The organism is Rhizobium sp. BK008, assembly GCF_014197345.1.
GTDB classification, from domain to species: Bacteria; Pseudomonadota; Alphaproteobacteria; order Rhizobiales; family Rhizobiaceae; genus Rhizobium; species Rhizobium anhuiense.
The window spans coordinates 856037-872828 of the sequence record NZ_JACIFK010000001.1; the positions used below are offsets into that span (position 1 = coordinate 856037).

At 62.1% G+C, this 16792-nt stretch carries 19 protein-coding genes and 1 pseudogene; 10 read left to right on the top strand and 10 right to left on the bottom strand.

The window, feature by feature from the left end; translation table 11 throughout:
* Positions 1-66 precede the first annotated feature (66 nt).
* Positions 67-510, top strand: a complete 444-nt coding sequence (locus FHT69_RS04035) for an SRPBCC family protein (protein WP_003560606.1) — start codon at positions 67-69, stop codon at positions 508-510.
* 47 nt (positions 511-557) lie between these two features.
* Here FHT69_RS04035 and FHT69_RS04040 read toward each other — a convergent pair whose 3' ends face one another.
* Both FHT69_RS04040 and FHT69_RS04045 read right to left on the bottom strand, forming a co-directional pair.
* The gene (locus tag FHT69_RS04040) at positions 558-1490 is read right to left on the bottom strand and encodes a hypothetical protein (RefSeq protein WP_047610611.1); all 933 of its coding nucleotides are present in this window, start codon (positions 1488-1490) and stop codon (positions 558-560) included.
* Positions 1491-1669: 179 nt separating this feature from the next.
* Positions 1670-1843: a hypothetical protein gene (locus FHT69_RS04045; RefSeq protein ID WP_088930348.1), complete on the bottom strand. Its 174-nt coding sequence runs from the start codon at positions 1841-1843 to the stop codon at positions 1670-1672.
* 219 nt (positions 1844-2062) lie between these two features.
* Here FHT69_RS04045 and FHT69_RS04050 point away from each other — a divergent pair, with 219 nt between their 5' ends.
* Both FHT69_RS04050 and FHT69_RS04055 read left to right on the top strand, forming a co-directional pair.
* Positions 2063-2263, top strand: coding sequence for a hypothetical protein (locus tag FHT69_RS04050; protein ID WP_028757271.1), 201 nt, complete (start codon positions 2063-2065; stop codon positions 2261-2263).
* Position 2264: 1 nt separating this feature from the next.
* The gene (locus tag FHT69_RS04055; RefSeq protein WP_028757272.1) at positions 2265-2474 is read left to right on the top strand and encodes a hypothetical protein; all 210 of its coding nucleotides are present in this window, start codon (positions 2265-2267) and stop codon (positions 2472-2474) included.
* 98 nt (positions 2475-2572) lie between these two features.
* Here the strand turns inward: FHT69_RS04055 and FHT69_RS04060 are convergent, their stop codons facing one another.
* Positions 2573-3463: an SDR family oxidoreductase gene (locus tag FHT69_RS04060; protein ID WP_183904945.1), complete on the bottom strand. Its 891-nt coding sequence runs from the start codon at positions 3461-3463 to the stop codon at positions 2573-2575.
* Between the two features lie 91 nt (positions 3464-3554).
* Here FHT69_RS04060 and FHT69_RS04065 point away from each other — a divergent pair, with 91 nt between their 5' ends.
* Entirely contained in the window at positions 3555-4379 is an 825-nt protein-coding gene (locus tag FHT69_RS04065; RefSeq protein WP_183904946.1) for a helix-turn-helix transcriptional regulator, read from the top strand.
* A gap of 2 nt (positions 4380-4381) precedes the next feature.
* On the opposite strand, the gene FHT69_RS04070 is transcribed toward FHT69_RS04065, so the two are convergent.
* Entirely contained in the window at positions 4382-4585 is a 204-nt protein-coding gene (locus FHT69_RS04070) for a hypothetical protein (protein WP_125853736.1), read from the bottom strand.
* On the opposite strand from FHT69_RS04070, the gene FHT69_RS04075 reads away from it, so the two are divergent.
* A complete protein-coding gene (locus FHT69_RS04075; RefSeq protein ID WP_183904947.1) occupies positions 4584-6125 on the top strand; it encodes an Ig-like domain-containing protein in 1542 nt (513 codons plus the stop codon). The two genes, FHT69_RS04070 and FHT69_RS04075, sit on opposite strands and share 2 nt — an antisense overlap.
* A 212-nt stretch (positions 6126-6337) precedes the next feature.
* On the opposite strand, the pseudogene FHT69_RS04080 reads toward FHT69_RS04075, so the two are convergent.
* Positions 6338-6472, bottom strand: a pseudogene (locus FHT69_RS04080) (cell division protein FtsZ); the annotation flags it as partial.
* A 276-nt stretch (positions 6473-6748) separates the two neighbouring features.
* Between FHT69_RS04080 and FHT69_RS04085 the strand changes: the two are divergent.
* On the top strand, positions 6749-6961 hold the full coding sequence (locus FHT69_RS04085) for a hypothetical protein (RefSeq protein ID WP_047611710.1): 213 nt from the start codon (positions 6749-6751) through the stop codon (positions 6959-6961).
* Between the two features lie 124 nt (positions 6962-7085).
* Here the strand turns inward: FHT69_RS04085 and ftsZ are convergent, their stop codons facing one another.
* The 3 genes from ftsZ to FHT69_RS04100 form a co-directional block, all read right to left on the bottom strand.
* On the bottom strand, positions 7086-8105 hold the full coding sequence (ftsZ, locus tag FHT69_RS04090; RefSeq protein WP_017964879.1) for a cell division protein FtsZ: 1020 nt from the start codon (positions 8103-8105) through the stop codon (positions 7086-7088).
* A gap of 317 nt (positions 8106-8422) precedes the next feature.
* Positions 8423-9793 carry a sensor histidine kinase gene (locus FHT69_RS04095; RefSeq protein ID WP_183904948.1) on the bottom strand — a complete coding sequence of 457 codons (1371 nt, stop codon included), beginning with the start codon at positions 9791-9793 and terminating at the stop codon, positions 8423-8425.
* Positions 9790-10458 carry a response regulator transcription factor gene (locus FHT69_RS04100; RefSeq protein ID WP_047611705.1) on the bottom strand — a complete coding sequence of 223 codons (669 nt, stop codon included), beginning with the start codon at positions 10456-10458 and terminating at the stop codon, positions 9790-9792. The genes FHT69_RS04095 and FHT69_RS04100 overlap by 4 nt, the downstream gene beginning before the upstream one ends.
* 141 nt (positions 10459-10599) lie before the next feature.
* Here FHT69_RS04100 and FHT69_RS04105 point away from each other — a divergent pair, with 141 nt between their 5' ends.
* The 4 genes from FHT69_RS04105 (at position 10600) to FHT69_RS34060 (ending at position 13513) form a co-directional block, all read left to right on the top strand.
* Positions 10600-11088 (top strand): hypothetical protein, encoded by a 489-nt coding sequence (locus tag FHT69_RS04105; RefSeq protein ID WP_097542254.1) that lies wholly within the window; start codon positions 10600-10602, stop codon positions 11086-11088.
* Between the two features lie 68 nt (positions 11089-11156).
* Positions 11157-11570 carry a hypothetical protein gene (locus FHT69_RS04110; RefSeq protein WP_047610598.1) on the top strand — a complete coding sequence of 138 codons (414 nt, stop codon included), beginning with the start codon at positions 11157-11159 and terminating at the stop codon, positions 11568-11570.
* 795 nt (positions 11571-12365) lie between these two features.
* Positions 12366-13043 carry a hypothetical protein gene (locus FHT69_RS34055; RefSeq protein ID WP_246780690.1) on the top strand — a complete coding sequence of 226 codons (678 nt, stop codon included), beginning with the start codon at positions 12366-12368 and terminating at the stop codon, positions 13041-13043.
* Positions 13031-13513 carry a hypothetical protein gene (locus tag FHT69_RS34060; protein WP_246780691.1) on the top strand — a complete coding sequence of 161 codons (483 nt, stop codon included), beginning with the start codon at positions 13031-13033 and terminating at the stop codon, positions 13511-13513. The genes FHT69_RS34055 and FHT69_RS34060 overlap by 13 nt, the downstream gene beginning before the upstream one ends.
* An 86-nt stretch (positions 13514-13599) precedes the next feature.
* Here the strand turns inward: FHT69_RS34060 and FHT69_RS04120 are convergent, their stop codons facing one another.
* Entirely contained in the window at positions 13600-14586 is a 987-nt protein-coding gene (locus FHT69_RS04120; protein ID WP_183904949.1) for an aldo/keto reductase, read from the bottom strand.
* A gap of 138 nt (positions 14587-14724) precedes the next feature.
* Positions 14725-16737, bottom strand: a complete 2013-nt coding sequence (locus tag FHT69_RS04125) for a BTAD domain-containing putative transcriptional regulator (RefSeq protein ID WP_183904950.1) — start codon at positions 16735-16737, stop codon at positions 14725-14727.
* Between the last annotated feature and the right edge of the window lie 55 nt (positions 16738-16792).

Genomic DNA, 16792 nt, shown 5'->3' on the forward strand with positions numbered 1-16792 from the left:
TCGGATCGGTCAGCCCACGCCCGTCCTAGGTTCGTCCATTCCGTCCATTCAAAAAGGATCACGACCATGCCGAGTACCATACGCCTGCACCGCGTTCTGGCGACCAGCCCGGAGAAAGTCTACCGCGCATTCCTGGAGGCGGACGCGCTTGCCAAGTGGCTTCCGCCGAACGGCTTCCTCTGCACCGTGCATCATTCGGAGCCGGTTGTCGGCGGCACGTTCAGAATGTCTTTCCGTAACTTCACGACGGGCAACAGCCACGCCTTCGGCGGCGAATATCTGGAGCTCGTCCCAGGTGAACGCCTGCGTTACACCGACAGGTTCGACGACCCCAACCTGCCTGGCGAAATGGAAGTCACCGTGACACTGAAAAAGGTCTCGGTCGGCACCGAGGTGGACATCGTGCAGGCCGGCGTGCCTGACGTCATTCCGCCCGAGGCTTGTTATCTCGGCTGGCAGGAGTCGCTGCGAAACCTCGCCAGGGTCGTCGAGCCCGACATCCAGGAATAGTCCAAGATCGCACTGGCCGGGCGGCAACCGCCCGGCACCAGCCGACATCAATGACTGCCGATGCCGCGTTTCGCGAGCGCGTTGCGGGCGGCCGCAGCGCCCCAGTCGTCGGAAAGATCCTGCCCTTCGATCTCGGCTTCGGCGATCGGCGTTGCCCGGATCAGTGGCACGGAGCCGAAAGGCAGGCCGTCGATCCGCCCGGGGGCCTGGCTCAGCATGATCCGGCTCATCGGGCTATAATCCTCGGTCAGCCGGCAGAACAGGATGGCGCCGTGTTTCTCGACATCGCGGGCGACGCGATAGCCGTCTGCCACGAGGTCGCCGATGTTGATCAGCAGGTTTGCCCAGTTTTTGATCCCCTCCGCATTCAGGGTCGCGGGGCCGAATTCCATGAAGAGTTCGCATTCCACGCCGTTCTCCGGCTCGGATATGCCGGCCCAAGGGGTCGACAGCCCGTCGGTGGCAAGCGTCAGCCTTTCCGGCGCCTGGATCGCGAGGATGCGGCGATGCGGGCCGAACCATTTCGTCTGGGCGTGAATGTTGGCCGTTCCGCGCTCGGCCGCAAAGTTCTGAAGCACTGTACCGCGGCTCTGCCAGAAGACGCGCCGCGCAGCGGCTGCGGTTTCGTAGATCGGGTCGTCGGGGGCGCGCGGCACGATCGTCCGATCATAACTGGTTTGGAGCGTGATCTCTCCCCGCATGAAGGGAAACTTCGGCTTCTTCCAGCGTATTAGCACCTTGTTGAAGCGAGGCACCCCTGATGCACCGAGCTTTTCGACGACTTCGGAGATGATATCGAGCGGATGCCTGGAGGCCTCCGGGACATAGTTTCCTTCGGCATCGCGGTAACCGCCCGTCCGGGACGAGTGCCCCGCCTGCATCGTGGTGGCAGTCCATTCGCCACTGACCGCGCCCGCCGGCGCCTTGCCGAGAGCCGGCGCAAGTTCCCGGATCGCATCGTCAATCGAATAGGATGCCACGTCGCCCCTCAGCCTTCGCCCAAAGATTGTATCCCTCGCGGCCGCTCTGCCCGCGAGCAGAAGCTAGAGCGGAGGCGTCGCCGATCAATAGCGAGGTGGAGTGGCGCGAGCAGAGGAGGCGCCCAGGTCCCTGGGCGCAGGAGAAATTCTTTTACTAGGTGAGGTAGGGTCCGCGGCGCCTATTTGCTTCCGTCGTTCGGCCGCGCCTTGGCGCTGTCGTTGCTGGTCGACGAGGCGGTCTTTCCATCCGGTTGCTGCCCGAAATATGTGCCGCCGAGATGGCCGCCGGCGCTGGTGTTCTTTACCTGCCGTTCGGCGCGTTTCTGGAGTTCACGAACGTTGGTCTTGCTCATTTTCGGCTCCATGTTTGACGTAGACCTCTGGTCAACCAATGGCGGACAACACGGTTCCATATTTTTTGCGGAGGGCGGGGCCGGGTAGCGGGTTGGGCCTGCTCACCTCTGCTGCGCCAAGCTTGCTTTCGAACGACAGGGCGGCTCACCGGGGAAGAATTCCCGCGGGAACACTTCCTGATCTTTTCGGTTTCCCCTGTTCAACAAGGAGAAACGAAGATGGGCATGACGACACCGAAAGACGGCGCCCCCGGCACCACCGATCAGTCTCCCCGCTGGGAAGGGCCGAAGGGAAATAAACCTCGCGGCTATATGAAGGCCAAGGACGATCCGGATCGCGATCGCGACGCGCATGGCGAAAACAACCGCGATCCCGAGACGAAGACTCTCAGCGATGCGCTGAAGCAGAAGGGCCAATGACATGGCTGATCCCAAAAAAGACGCAGCCGGCCAGTTCGCCAGATCCCAGGCCGACCGGAAAAGCAGCGGTGTGGCCAGCGCCAAACCGACCGTGATCACCGGCTCGGAAGATGCCACGGTGAACAAGAACCCGCCCGGCAAGAAGAAGTCCGGGAAGGATTGGGATATCAACTACGATCCGGCCGCTAGGAACGAGAGCCGGTCGCACTAGCTCCGGCTGTCGCTGCTTCTCCTCACGAGCCAAGCCGCGAGGCATTTCCGTTTTCTCCAGTCAGGGAAATGCTCCAGTTTCATATGTGGACACTGTTCCTACCCACCGAAATAGGCCGGATGGTCGATATCGGCGAGGAGGCCGGGCTGCTTTGGCTCCCAGCTGAGCAGCGCGTGGGTATGCTCGCTCGATGTCGGGACGTCGAAGCCGGCGAACATGCCAAACCAGCCAAAATGCTCGGCCGCTTCTTCCCGTGAGAGCGAGACAGCGGGCACATCGAGCCGCCGGCCGATGACCTCGGCAATCTGCCTGAAGGGAACGCCCTCTTCTGCGACTGACAGGAACGGGCCACCGACAGCGCCGCGCTCCAGCGCCAGCCGATAGAGCCGGGCGGCATCGAGCCGGTGCACGGCGGGCCAGCGGTTCTGCCCTTCGCCGATATAGGCCGAGACTCCCGTCCGCCGGGCCAAATCGATCAGGATCGGCACGAAACCATGATCGCCATGGCCATGTACTGACGGCGGCAGCCGGACGGTGGCGGCCCGCACGCCACGCGCGACAAGCGATATCGCGGTGATTTCGGAGGCGCGAGGGTAGGTCTGCGACGTTGGCATGGGCGGGTCCTTCTCGGTGCCGGTGCGCCCCGGCGCATGGCCGAGGCCCGCCGTCACCAGCAGCGGCCGGCCGGAACCTTGGAGGGCTTCGCCCAGCGCCTCGATGGCGCGCCGGTCGGCGGCGCAGTTCTCGGCAAATTTCGAGAAATCATGATTGAAGGCCGTGTGGACGACGCCATCCACCTCTGTCGCGCCGCTCTTCAGGCTGTCCAGGTCGTCGAGCGTGCCGCGATGGACCTCGGCACCGGCGGCGGCCAGTTGATCCGCTCCCTTGTCCGAGCGGGTGAGGCCCAGCACCTGATGGCCAGCGGCGATCAGTTCATCGACGACGGCCGAGCCGACCCAGCCGGTGGCTCCAGTGACGAATACGCGCATGTGATATCTCCAGTTTTTGCCGGAGACACATATCGGCCCTGCCTGTATCATGGTAAAGTAGTGACATTATCATGGTATAAAGGCTAACAGGATGGGCGAATTCGTCACCTCGGACAATCGGCTCGGTGCCTATTTGAAGGGGCGCCGCGTCAGGCTCGATCCCGCTGCCTTCGGCTTTGCGGGGGAGCGGCGGCGCACGCCGGGTCTGCGGCGCGAGGAGGTCGCGAGCCGCGCCAATATCAGCCCGACCTGGTACACCTGGCTGGAGCAGGGGCGTGGCGGGGCGCCGTCTGCCGACGTGCTCGACCGGATCTCTCGCGCGCTGATGCTGACTGATGTCGAGCGCGAGCATCTCTTCCTCATCGGCCTCGGTCGACCGCCCGAGGTGCGTTACCACAGACAAGAGGGCGTGACGCCGAGGTTGCAGGGCGTGCTTGATGCGCTGGACCCGAGCCCGGCGCTGATCCGCAACGCCATCTGGGACGTGATTGCCTGGAACAGGGCGGCGACTGTGCTTCTAACCGATTACGGCGCGCTGCCGCGGGAAGAGCGCAACGTGCTGCGCTTCATCTTCCTCGATCCGCGCGTACGCGCCGCTCAATACGACTGGGAAAGTGTCGCCCGCTTCGTCGTCGCCGCTTTCCGCGTGGATGCGGCCCGCGCGGGTGCCGCGGCCGAGGTCGAGCCCCTCGTCGACGAACTCTGCCGCAAGAGCCCCGAATTCCTGGCGATGTGGCGCGACAACGACGTGCGCAGCCACGGCGAGGGCGCCAAGCATATCCGCCACCCCATCCTCGGCCCGCTCGCCTTCGAATATTCCGCCTTCCAGGTGGACGGGCGGCCGGATCTCAGCATGGTCGTGTACAACCCGGCGACGGCGGAGGATGCGGCGAAGATCAAGGGATTGGTGGGGTGAGGCTAGGGCAATTCCGTGACGCCTTTAGGCGCGGCATCTTCCGTCGTCCCTAGTGGTTTGGTGTGCAACCCATAAAGCGAAGCATTCATGGCAAAGCTGTGAAAATCTAAAATACTACCTTTGCTGGAAAATTCGTTGACCGTCCCAGTCTCTGCTGCTTTCTTTCCGATAGGCCAAGGCGAATGGGTCTTGAAGGAGATATCCATGACAGAGCTTGCAAAACCTGTGACGGTCGACGATGTCAGCAGCGCTTCCGAGAATGACGTGATCTCAGGCAATCTGCTGGAGAATGATCTGGCCGGGGGCTCCGGCAACATGTTTCTCAACTTCTTCGACGGCGAGAGAGTTCTTGCCAAGAGGGACGGGCAGGTCACCGATATCGAGGGTGAATACGGCACGTTCCACGTCAAGGCCGACGGCTCTTACACCTATACGCTGAACGAGACCGCCAAGGCGGGTTTCCTCCAGGGAATGACGCTGACGGAGACGATCGGCTACAAGATCTCCGACGGTGCCGGCAACACCGATGTCGGCCATTTCACGCTCGACATTCACGGGGTCACGAGCCCGCCGGTCGCGGTCGACGACGCCTTTTCCTTCCGCGAAGGAAGCGAGATGGCCGGCAACGTGCTCGCCAATGATCACGCGGGAGAGGCCGGCACGCTCTTTCTGCGCTCGGTCGAGGGCACCAGCATTCCTGCCGGTCAGGGGCAGGGGCAGACGACCGACGTGGCGGGTGAATTCGGTATCTTCCATTTCGCGGGCGATGGAAGCTTCACCTACGATCTCAATCCGGCCGTCAAGGCGGGCCTCGACGATGGCGAGCATGTCACGGAGAAACTCCAATATTACAAGGTCTCCGACGGCGCCGGTCACGCGGATGCCGGCGTGATCACCCTGACCGTCGACGGCGCGACGGACGGGAAGTCGTTGAACACCAATCATGTCGAGGTCCAGGCGGATGTGGTGCGCCCCTTCCTGGATCATTACGAACTCCAGGGAGTCGCGGTCGATCCGCTAACGGGCAAGTATTACGTCAGTTCCGGCCACGGTTTCCCGGATGATTCCATGGTGAGCGTTTACGACAACGCCTCGGCATTTGAAGCCGGCAACGCCGGCGGCGCCATCTCCCTCGGCGACTATGACAAGGGCGAATATGACATCGGCGGAACCTATTTTTCGGTCCGTGGAGGCGAGATCATCGGAAGAACCAACGAGGCGAGAGGCGAGGAGGACCCTCTCCCCGATCAGACCTATCTCGCAAAGTGGGATGCCGCCGACGGATCTCTCGATCTGAAGGGTGCTTCGATTCCCGGCCTTATCGGCAAGAATGGCGCGGGTACGTTCGACTGGGGTGGATTCACGGCCGTCAATACGATGCAGGATTCGACCGGCATTTACGTCGTCGGCCGCCTCAACGATACCACCTGGCAGGTCTCGAAGATCGACCCCGAAACGTTGAGCCCGATCGAATCCAAGACCTTCGCGGCGGGCGGGCTCGGATACGGCTTTGCCGTCGACGGCACGTTCTTCTTCGGCGATTCCTCCAGCAGCGAGCATATCGGCACGGCCTTCGACTTCGAAACCGGGGTCAAGACAACGGTTGACGTCAACATCGCCATACCGGGAGACGACTTGATCACCAACGTGGTCTATGACTCAGCGGCGGATAATCTCTACCTCACCAACACCGGGACCGACGAAATCGCCGTGATGCACAATATCTCGGAGGTTCTGTTCGCCTAGCGCATCGGCCCGAAAATCGGAATCGATTTTCGGAAAGCACAATGCGAGGATTGAAAGTGTTAGAGCGTCCTTTGTGCGTCCGGAAGGACGCACGGCGCTCTAATGGGGCCTTACCGCTCGAATGCCGACGCCGCCCCGCGCGTTCTCTTGACGGCGGGGCGTTTAACCGGCCGGAGCCTTCGTAAACACAAATCAATAGAATTGCAGCCACGCTACTGCAGCGTGCGCGTCTGGATCTGCTCGGCGGCGTGAGGCGCGGATGCGGGCAGAGGGCTGCCTTCGAGGCCGGTCGCTACCACTGAAACGCGGAACTTGCCGTCGAGGCTGCGGTCGGAAATCGCCCCGACGTATGCAGTCTTGCCGTTCCGGACAAGGCCGCTTTCCAGCAAGTACGAGGCGTCTCCGGCTGTCCTGGCAGCAAGAGCGGCGGGGCGTGCGGAACATGGATGGCGGCCGACGCCTTCAGCCGGCCGCGTGGACCGGTTTCGGCCGATGATTTGGAACCTTGATCCCGCAGTACTGTTTAACTGGAAGGCGCGGAAGCGCCGATAACGGGGATGCCGATTGCCGGCCAACCCGGTAATGACGATCGGCCTTTCGGTTCGCCTATGGAGGAATACAACATGCAAACGACCCGATCGAAAGAACTGGCGGACGAATACCTGCGGCTTGGCGGCAAACGGCTGGCCAAGATCGATGACAATATCGTTAAAATCCGCCACTGGGAGGATGACACGCCGGAGGCCGAGGCCTTCTGGCAGGAGCACATCGAGCCGCTGGATGACAAGCGCCGCGTAGAGGTCGAAACGCACCTTCCCACGATCAACGACAGGTGATCGCGAATCAACGATCGGTGATCGCAGCGATTTCCCCGGAGCGCATGACATTGAAGCGCGACAGCGCCGCGCGTCTGAAAAGACGTGGCAGGCTGTCGTGCTCGGATATGTCGCGCCGCTGCGCTTACTGCAGCGTGCGCGTCTGGATCTGCTCGGCGGCGTGAGGCGCGGATGCGGGCAGGGGGCTGCCTTCGAGGCCGGTCGCTACCACCGAAACGCGGAACTTGCCGTCGAGGCTGCGGTCGAAGATCGCCCCGACGACGATATCGGCGTCTTCCTGCACTTCGTCACGAATGCGGCTTGCCGCCTCGTCCACTTCGAACAGCGTCATATCCGAACCGCCGGAGATCGAGATCAGCACGCCCCTGGCGCCCCGCATCGAGATATCGTCGAGAAGCGGATTGGCAATTGCCGCTTCCGCCGCCTTCATCGCGCGGCTCTCACCGGAGGCTTCGCCGGTACCCATCATCGCACGGCCCATGCCTGACATGACCGACTTCACGTCGGCAAAATCGAGGTTGATCAGGCCTTCCTTGACGATCAGATCGGTAATGCAGCCAACGCCCGCATAGAGCACGCGGTCGGCCGTCATAAAGGCATCGGCGAAGGTCGTTTTCGCATCGGCGATGCGGAAGAGGTTCTGATTGGGAATGACGATGACCGTATCGGCCGCCTGGCGAAGCGCCTCGATGCCGATTTCCGCCATCCGCATGCGGCGGTTGCCTTCGAAGGTAAAGGGCTTGGTGACGACGCCGACCGTCAGGATGCCGGCGGCACGCGCAGCGCGGGCGATGACGGGTGCAGCACCCGTGCCGGTGCCGCCGCCCATGCCGGCGGTGACGAAGCACATGTGCGAGCCGGCCAGGTGATCCATGATCTCATCGAGCGACTCTTCGGCAGCCGCATGGCCGACCTCGGGCAGCGAACCGGCGCCGAGACCCTCCGTCACATTCGCGCCAAGCTGGATGCGGCGCGTCGCCTTGGAGGTGGCCAGCACCTGGGCATCCGTGTTTGCGGCGACGAATTCGACACCTGCCAGCTTTTCCGCGATCATATTGTTGATCGCATTGCCACCGCCGCCGCCGACGCCGATGACTGTAATATGCGGCCGTAGTCCAGAAATGCCGCTCTTGGCGTCCGACATCGCGCTCTCCTTTGATGTTTCGTTCATGCCCACCCTCGTTTGCGGACGGCGAATCGTGCCTCACGATACGCGAGCAACAAGGCAGAGGCGAGGCGAAAGACGTCTCGGATGGAGCGGAGATGGTCGGGAAAGGCCCCCGGCCGGTGCCTTTCAGGGAGGGAGCATCATGCCGAGAGCTGACAATTATGCTTCAAGGACAGGCCGTGAAGGTAGCTTGCGGCGATATTGTTGAAAAAATCGCCGCGTAGGGTTTTGTTTTACGCCTCTCGGAATGAAATTGCGCTGTGACTCCATTTCTGCATCGACGCAGAAGAAACCTACAGCCTCGATCCCACAGTCACCGGCAAACACAATACACACCGCAACCCCGCCGCCCCATTCGCATCCAGCATCAGCGAGCCGCCGTAAAGCCCCGCGAGTTCATTGACGATGCTGAGTCCGAACCCGTTGCCCGGGACATGTTCGTCCTCGCGCACACCCGGCAGCAGCACAGCGGCGAGGCGGTCCGGGGGGATGCCGGGGCCGTCGTCTTCGATGGTGATGCGGGCGGTCGGGCCGTCGCGGCGGGCGTGGACGATGACGCGCGAGGCGGCCCATTTGAAGGCGTTGTCGATCAGGTTTCCGAGCATTTCCTCGACATCGCTTTCGTCGCAGGCGACCCGAAGGCCCTCTGATATATCGGTGTCGAAGGCGATCTTGCGCTCGGCGTGGATCTGACCGATCGCCCGATGCAGATCGGCGACCGATGCCGCCACGTCGGTGCTGGCGACATTGTCCGAGGAGGCCATCACCCGGCGGGCGGCGGCGAGATGATGTTTGATCCTGTTGTCAATCCGGGCTGCGAGGCTGCGTAATGCGCCTTTGGGGTCGTTTTGCTCGTCGAGCGCCAGCAGCAGGCTCGCCACCGGAGTCTTGAGGCCGTGGGCGAGGTTGGCAAACTGCATGCGCGTTGCCGCAAGCCTCTCTTCGTTGGCCTCCAGCAGCGCATTGGTTTTCAGTGAGAGCGGCGCAAGTTCGACTGTCGCCTCATCGGGCAGGCGGCCGCGTTCTCCCCGGTTGATGGCATCGATATTGGCCGCCATGGATATCAGCGGGCGCAGGCCGAAGCGGATCTGCCAGAGCGTGCCGGCCATCAGCACGAGGCCGAGCAGCAGCATGCAGGGCACCAGCCAGAAGAGGGCGCGCAGTGCCGGGCCGACGAGGGCGATCATCGGCGCCGTCGCGGTGATCGTCAGCGTCATTCCGTCGATGCTGCGGATGGCCTGCCGAAGATAGAGCGGTCCTCTTCCGCGATCACCGCCCTTGCCTGATGTCGGCATGCCCATCAGCACATGGCGCAGATCCTGCCGGGGTGGCGGCGCGTCTATCGTGCCGTTCATCAGGGAGCGCGAGGTCAGGCGCTGCTGTCCGTCATCGATCTGCCAGTACCAGCCGGATGAGAGGCGATCAAAGGGGGGCGCATCGAGCGGTGCGGAGAGGGAGAGCCTTCCCCCAGCGTCACGCGTCACCGCGCCGGCGAGGGCGCTGATCTGAATGTCCAAACGCTGGTCGACCTGCTCGCGCACCACAGTCTTCAGCGCCAGCCAGAGTACGATGGCGGCGACGACAAGCGCTAGCGTCACGAAGATGCCGGAAAACATCAGCAGCCGGCCGGCGATCGATCTCGGCTTGACGGACGGGGCCTTCATGATGCCGCTGCTGCCGTCAGCATATAGCCGCGGCCGCGCACCGTTTCGATGCTGTTGGCCCCGAGCTTCTTGCGCAAGCGGGCGATGATGACCTCGATGGAATTGGAGTCGACTTCGGCATCGCCGTCATAGACGCGCTCGGTGAGTTCGCGCCGGTCGACGATCATCTCCTTGCGCAGCATCAAGCAGGAGAGCACCCGCCATTCCAGCGCCGTCAGCTTCAGCGGCAGGCCGTCGAGCTCGAAGGTGCCGAGCTGGGCATCGAAGACCAGCGCGCCGCAGACAAGGCGCGAGGCGGCGTGACCGGACGCCCGGCGCACCAGGGCGCGCAGACGCAGCACCAGTTCCTCCACCTTGAAAGGTTTGGCAAGGAAATCGTCTGCGCCGGCCTTGAAGCTCGAGACCTTGTCCGGCCAACCGTCGCGCGCCGTCAGCACCAGAACCGGCAGGTTGCGATCACCCTCGCGCCATCCCTTCAGCACGCTGACGCCATCGATCTTCGGCAGGCCGAGATCGAGGATTGCGACATCAAAGAGTTCGGTCAGTCCCGCATGGAGAGCGTCCTCGCCGTTGCGCGCAATATCGACGACGAAGTTTTCCGATCGGAGCACGGCGGCGATCCGGCCGCTCAGGTCTTCGTCATCTTCGACGAGCAGTACGCGCATGGGCAGGGCTTTCATAGGGCATCGCCGGGGACGGACCAAAACTATCGGGCCGAGCTTAACTCAATCTGAACGGAGAGGTTCAGGCAGGCGAGGGGGTGTGGCGGTTAGATTGCGGCCATTACTGAAGCAAGGAGCAGATATATGCCTGATGAAAACCAGGACAACGGACATCCCGAAGGTGCCGCCGCGCCGATGCCGCCAGGACACCGCCGGCGCCGGCTGGCGATCCCTGTCATATCAGCCGCAGTGGCGCTTGTTATCGGTGCTGCTGGTGGTGCCGGCGCCGTGAAGATGATGCGTCCCACGCCCGAAATGGCGCCGATGACGCCGGTGGCGATTTCGACCATGCCGGTATCGAGCCTCGTCACCATCAAGGGCAAGGTCGCCGAGATCTACGGCAACAAGTTCGTGCTGCAGGACGACAGCGGCAAGGCGCTTGTTGAGACCGGTCGGGCCGGCGAGGGTGGCGCACTCGTCACCCAGGATGAGGCCGTCACCGTCCAGGGCCGCTTCGACGACGGCTTTGTGCATGCGAGTTACCTCGTTCGCCAGGACGGACGAACCGAAGCGCTGCGTCCGCCGAAAGGTCCTCCGCACAGACGGTTTGCAGATTTCGATCACAGGCCGTGACGGGCGTGAACCAAAGCCGCGCTGCGGTGTTAACAGACACGCCTCATAACTCCGAAAGGAACGTTTCCATGCAACGACTTCTGCTATCAGGCCTTGCCCTTGCCGCACTGGCCGGCACCGCCTTCGCCCAGCAGCCGCCGGCTCCGCCATCCGCCGCGACTCCGCCCGCAGCGGCTGAACCCGGCTCGCCGCCTCCGCCGCCGTCTCCGTCCGCTCCTGATGACGATGAGCAGATGACGGACCGGCCGGACGCGAGGCCGGGAGATCGCCCGGATTTCCGCTGGCATGGTCGGAGAGGCGATATGGGCTTCCGTGGCTTCCGCGGTCATCGCCCGCCACCGCTACCGCCATCGAAGGCAGCGCATTTCCGGATCGAGGATGGAAACACCCGGATCGATCTGAAATGCGCCGAGGACGAACCGATGAAGGCCTGCGCGGATCTGCTGCTGCAGGTGATGGACCGCCTGCAGGGGCAGGACTGATCATCCGCACTTGAGGCGGATGCCGCACGATAATGCAACCGTCCGCGTTTTCTCGCGGGCGGTTTAGGTTTGACGCGAACGCCGCCCCGCTCTTCGTCATGTCAGGCCTTGTGCCGAGGATCTGCGGCGCCGGATGCAGATGCTCGGGACAAGCCCAAGCATGACGGAAGAGCGGTTGGCGCGTCCTCTCGCAGGTGGTTTTGTGACTTTCTCGGAGGTGATGGCTCGATGTGGCAGACCGCCACCCCCATCTCAACAGCCTGCTATTGCATGACGCTCACGTTCAACACCATCTCCTTGATCTCCCCGTCTCCAACAGGGAACCTAACAACGAACCTGTCACTGCCGATGTAGCCTGGCTTTGATGTATAATAACCAGCAACGCCTCCCACCTTGACCGTCCGGCATTTTGCCAGTTTTCCCTTTGCTTCGTGGGGAAATATCGGTTCATGGACAATCTGGAGACGCCCATGCTTGGGCTGCTCGATGATATGCGTAGGCGGGTAATCGGCGAGGCTGCAATCGCTGTGGATACGCCAGACTTGGCCCGCTCTCGTCCTTTCACCACTGCGTACCGTTAATGATGCGGACTCGCGTCTGAAGCTGTCGGAGGTTGTCGTGCAGCTCGAAAGCGAAATCACCGCCGCTGCCAATATCGAATATGCAAAGATGCTTTTCACTTATAAACCCTCAACTTTTGCTTGAATGAATATTGGATTTTTCTTGAGAGTCAATCAGAGTGCAAAGCTTTGATTTGGCAGTTGTTCTGCTTGTAGACATTGGCGAGGTGCAATCTTGAAAAGACGGGTCGTGGCGTGGGTCTTCTTACTCGCGGGCGGCGCTGGGGTGCTTCCGGCCGGCACCAGTGATGCCGGCGGCGTCCCATTTTCCGCCAGCGGAAATGTTCCGGACTACAGGGCGTCGATGACCGTTCGAGAGGCCTATCATGAGCCGAAGGAATATTGGCGTTCGGTCGTCCATCACGACGGCTGGACCCGGGTCGAGGAGGTCATAAGCAATAGGACACGCATTGCCTATGGAAGCGCCCGCGATAACGTTTTGTTGTGGGCAACAAAGACCGGTGACGAGGACTTTACGGGGATCTTCATCGACAAGACCACGCCGCGGGAAGCGAGGGACACCGGGGACGCGGACAATCAGGCTGGTGAAGCTTGCAAATGGTCGGAGATCACCCGCAAGGCCTCGCAAAGTAGCACGTCCGAACCGCTCTGGCTCAGTTGCCTGTCAGGTGACGGCATTGAAATTGGCACAAGGGTATTGCTCAGTAGCAAGGAGCTCAAGGAGCCTATGACCGAAACGCAATTGGTCAAGCTCGAGCGAACACCTGTTGCCGATTCCGAAGTCCTGCCCCCGAAGAGGCTTTTCGACCCCGGGTTCTGGCTGAAGCCGCTCAGGTACTATCCGGACAGACCCGCCGCGCTCGTCGATTTTGAAGCCAGATGGCGGGGATAGACTCAGACCTCAGAATATTCAGACATTATCCCTGGCAAGCTGAAGAGCGTCGCGGCAAGGACGGATCGGTGCGGTTCAAGGTTTGGAACGACCTCGAAAATCAGGGAATCAATGTCATTTACTCCAAGCGCGAATATAGTCTTCAAGCCTTCCGTTCACCGCTTGATCCCGCACGACCGTTCAATCAATTCGACGCTGAAACAGGCCATGCGGACATGAAACGTAGGGATAATCACCTTGGTGAATCCTGCGCCTGGTTCAACATGAAGCCCGACGCGGCAGACGCGATCAAAATGGAATGTTTGACGCCGGATGGCGTGCCCCTGAAAGTGGAACTGCATTTCGGTATGGGGGACGGTGAATTCTACACCGCCGTCGAGGTCAAACGCCGTCCCGTCGACATCAACGAAATGCTCCCGCCGCGCGAATTGATAGAGCCGTCGGCATGGGGATTTACGGTTGACGACTGAAGGCGCCACTCCCTGCATCCATCGGACGCCGGCGCACTGAGGGACAAGGATGTTCGTGCTGTCGCATCGAACTCGGTGTCGTCGGCTCACCGCGTGACGCGGGCTGTCGACGTTGCGGAGTAGCGGTCGCCGTGGATCTCGATGCCTGAGAACACCGCGTCGATCTCAGCCAGTTCTTCCGATGTGAAGGTGATGTCGGCGGCGGCGATATTTTCTTCCAGCCGGTGCAGCTTGGTGGTGCCGGGAATAGGGACGATCCAGGGTTTGCGGGCCATCAGCCAGGCAATGGCGACCTGGGCTGCGGTCACCTTCCTGCGGCCGGCAATTGCCTCGATTGCATCGACCACCGGCTGGTTTGCCTTGCGGTTTTCGGCCGAAAGGCGCGGATTGGTCTTGCGGTGGTCGTTGCCGCCTTCGAAACTGGTGTTCTCATCCATCTTGCCGGTGAGGAAGCCACGGCCGAGCGGGCTATAGGGCACGAAGCCGATTCCGAGTTCTTCGAGGACGGGCAGGATTTCCGCTTCGGGGTTGCGCCACCATAACGAATATTCGCTTTGCAACACGGAGACCGGCTGCACGGCATGGGCGCGGCGGATAGAGCCGGCATCGGCTTCGGATAGGCCGAAATGCAGCACTTTACCGGCGCCGATCAGATCCTTCACCGTGCCTGCCACCTCTTCGATCGGTACTGCAGGGTCGACCCGATGCTGGTAGAAGATATCGATGCGATCGGTGCGAAGCCGCTTGAGGGCTTCTTCTGCGACCACACGGATGCGTTCCGGCCGGCTATCCAGGCCGACTTCCGGCCGGCCATCCTTGAAGCCGAATTTCGTCGCGATCACCACCTCATCACGGATCGGCGCCAGCGCCTCGCCGACAAGATCCTCGTTGGTGAACGGCCCGTAGGCCTCTGCCGTGTCGAAGAAACTCACGCCCCGCTCGTGCGCCGCCCGCAAGAGCGCAATGGCATCGCCGCGCTCCACCGCCGGCCCGCGATGGTAGTTCAGCCCCATGCAGCCGAAACCGATCGCCGATACATCAGGGCCTCTTTGGCCGAGCCTACGTTTGATCATGCGGATGTCCTCCTCAGGTTCGGTCGTAAGCTAAGGGCAAAGGCTGGTATCGATTAGCCGGTGATATCGGCATGGGCTTATGAGTTGGGTTCATAAATGCATCTCCGTTGGATCAGAGACGATCCTCGGAGGACGGCGCTACGCCGGCAGTCCCGCCATCCTGAGAGCCTCGATATAGCGTGCACGATCGTCGGGCCGCCGGAACGGTGGGAGCACGTCGGCGAGGTTGGAAAGCCGGAGCGCGGGATCCATCAGGCACAGGCGAGCGACCGTTTCCTGGGCTTGGCCAATCCGCCCGGCCATGGCCTGGCCCGCCGCCATCACGCGCATGGCGCTCGGGTAGTTCGGCTGGTGGCGTAGCGATTTTCCTGCCCAGGCTGTAGCGTCGTCATAGCGGCCGGCGCAAAAATGCGCGAGCCCGGTGTTGAACTGCCAGGCAAACAGGCGTGGATCCAAAGGGCTCAAGCGCATGGCAAGGGCGGCGTGTTCGACGGCCATATCAGGCTCGCCCAGGCACGCCTTCACCCAGCTGCTGACGCCGAGTGCTGCGGCGAGGTTCGGGTTGAGAAAGACCGCGCGATCGATACAGGCCGCGCTGCCGTCGAGGTCCCCGCCGACATAACCGATGACATATCCACCGTAGGAGAGCGTAACTGCATCGTCCCAACCGAGTTCGACAGCTCTCCTCGCCAGTCGGGTGGCTTCGGCAGTTTCCTCTGCGGGATTGACCATCCAGCCGTTGCTCTTTCGTGTGGCGTAACACCGCGCCGCCCGGGCATGGGCTATGGCGAATTCCGGGTCGCGCTCGACCGCCTTCATGAACAGCCGCAAGGCTTCGTCGACGACCGATCTGCTGGTGATGGTCCGGTCGAAGGCCGCCAGGCCGCGGAGATAGTAGTCGTAGGCGTCGAGGCTCTCGGTTGGCTTGCGTTTGGCACGCTCGATCTCAGCCTCCTCCACTTTCGGCGTTATGGCGCCGACGATGCTCGAGGCGACCTGATCCTGAAGATCGAAGACATTCGCCAGGGTTCCATCAAAACGATCGGCCCAAAGGTGCGCACCGGTCGAGGTGTCGATGAGCTGGCCTGCGATGCGCAGGCGGTCACCCGTCCGGCGCACGCTTCCTTCGACCACGTACCGTACGTCCAACTCGCGCCCGACCTGCTTTATGTCGACCGCCTGACCTTTGTAGGTGAAGCTCGAATTCCGCGCGATGACGTAGAGGTGGCGGAATTGAGCAAGCGCGATGGTGATGTCCTCGACGATGCCGTCGGCGAAATATTCCTGCTCCGCGTCGCCGCTCAGATTCTGAAACGGCAATACGGCAACCGATGGCCGATCGTGATGTTTCGCCGGCGCTGAGATGGCCTGCGGCTGCGGTACGAGGTCGGGGCCAGGTGCGCTCCGCTGATATTCGGATCCCTGCCGCGATTGCAGCGAAGCAGCCAAGGAGGAGGTTTCTGCCTCGGGTTCTGCCTGAAGATGCTTCCTCAAAAATGCCCGGCAGGCTTCGAACTGGCGCAGGGCGGCGTTTTCGTGACCCCTGAGAGTGTGTATCCGTATCAGTGCCCGATGGGCGCCCTCGATGGTCGGGTCCGCAGCCAATAGCCTTTCGGCGAGCCTTTCGCAGGCCGATTCTTCCCCGGAACCCGGCTCGGAGAATGCGAGGCTCAGTCGCTCCACGAGCTGCAGCGCCTTCCGTTGATATGTGCTCCGGTAGGGTCGAAACCACTCATCCAGCCCGTCCGGAATGGCTTCGCCTGCCAACACCTCGCCGCGATAGAGATCGGCGGCGAAGGCGAGATCGGCCGTCCGGCCCGCCTCGAGTTTACGGTCGAAGATCGAAATGTCGGTCTCTTCAGGACCTGTTATCAGCGCGATGGTCTCTTGATCCCCATCGATGTAGATGGTGGCATCCCCGCCGGCTGGAAACGATCGCCTGATATCGACGAGCGCTTGCCGGAGACTATTGCGAGCTTGATCACTGCCTCGTCCCGGCCAAAAGGCTTCGGAAAGCGGTTCCCTGCGATGACCGCGGTGGCCGGCGAGCACCAGGGCAGCAAAGAGAAGCGACGTTTTGCGCGTGGTGAAGCGGACCTGCCGGTGCTCCCGGGACGTCACTTCGAGGCCACCCAGCAACCTGATGCGCACAGACCGTCTCCCAGATTTCGACCGCCACCGCAGATTAACATCTCGGCAGACAGAT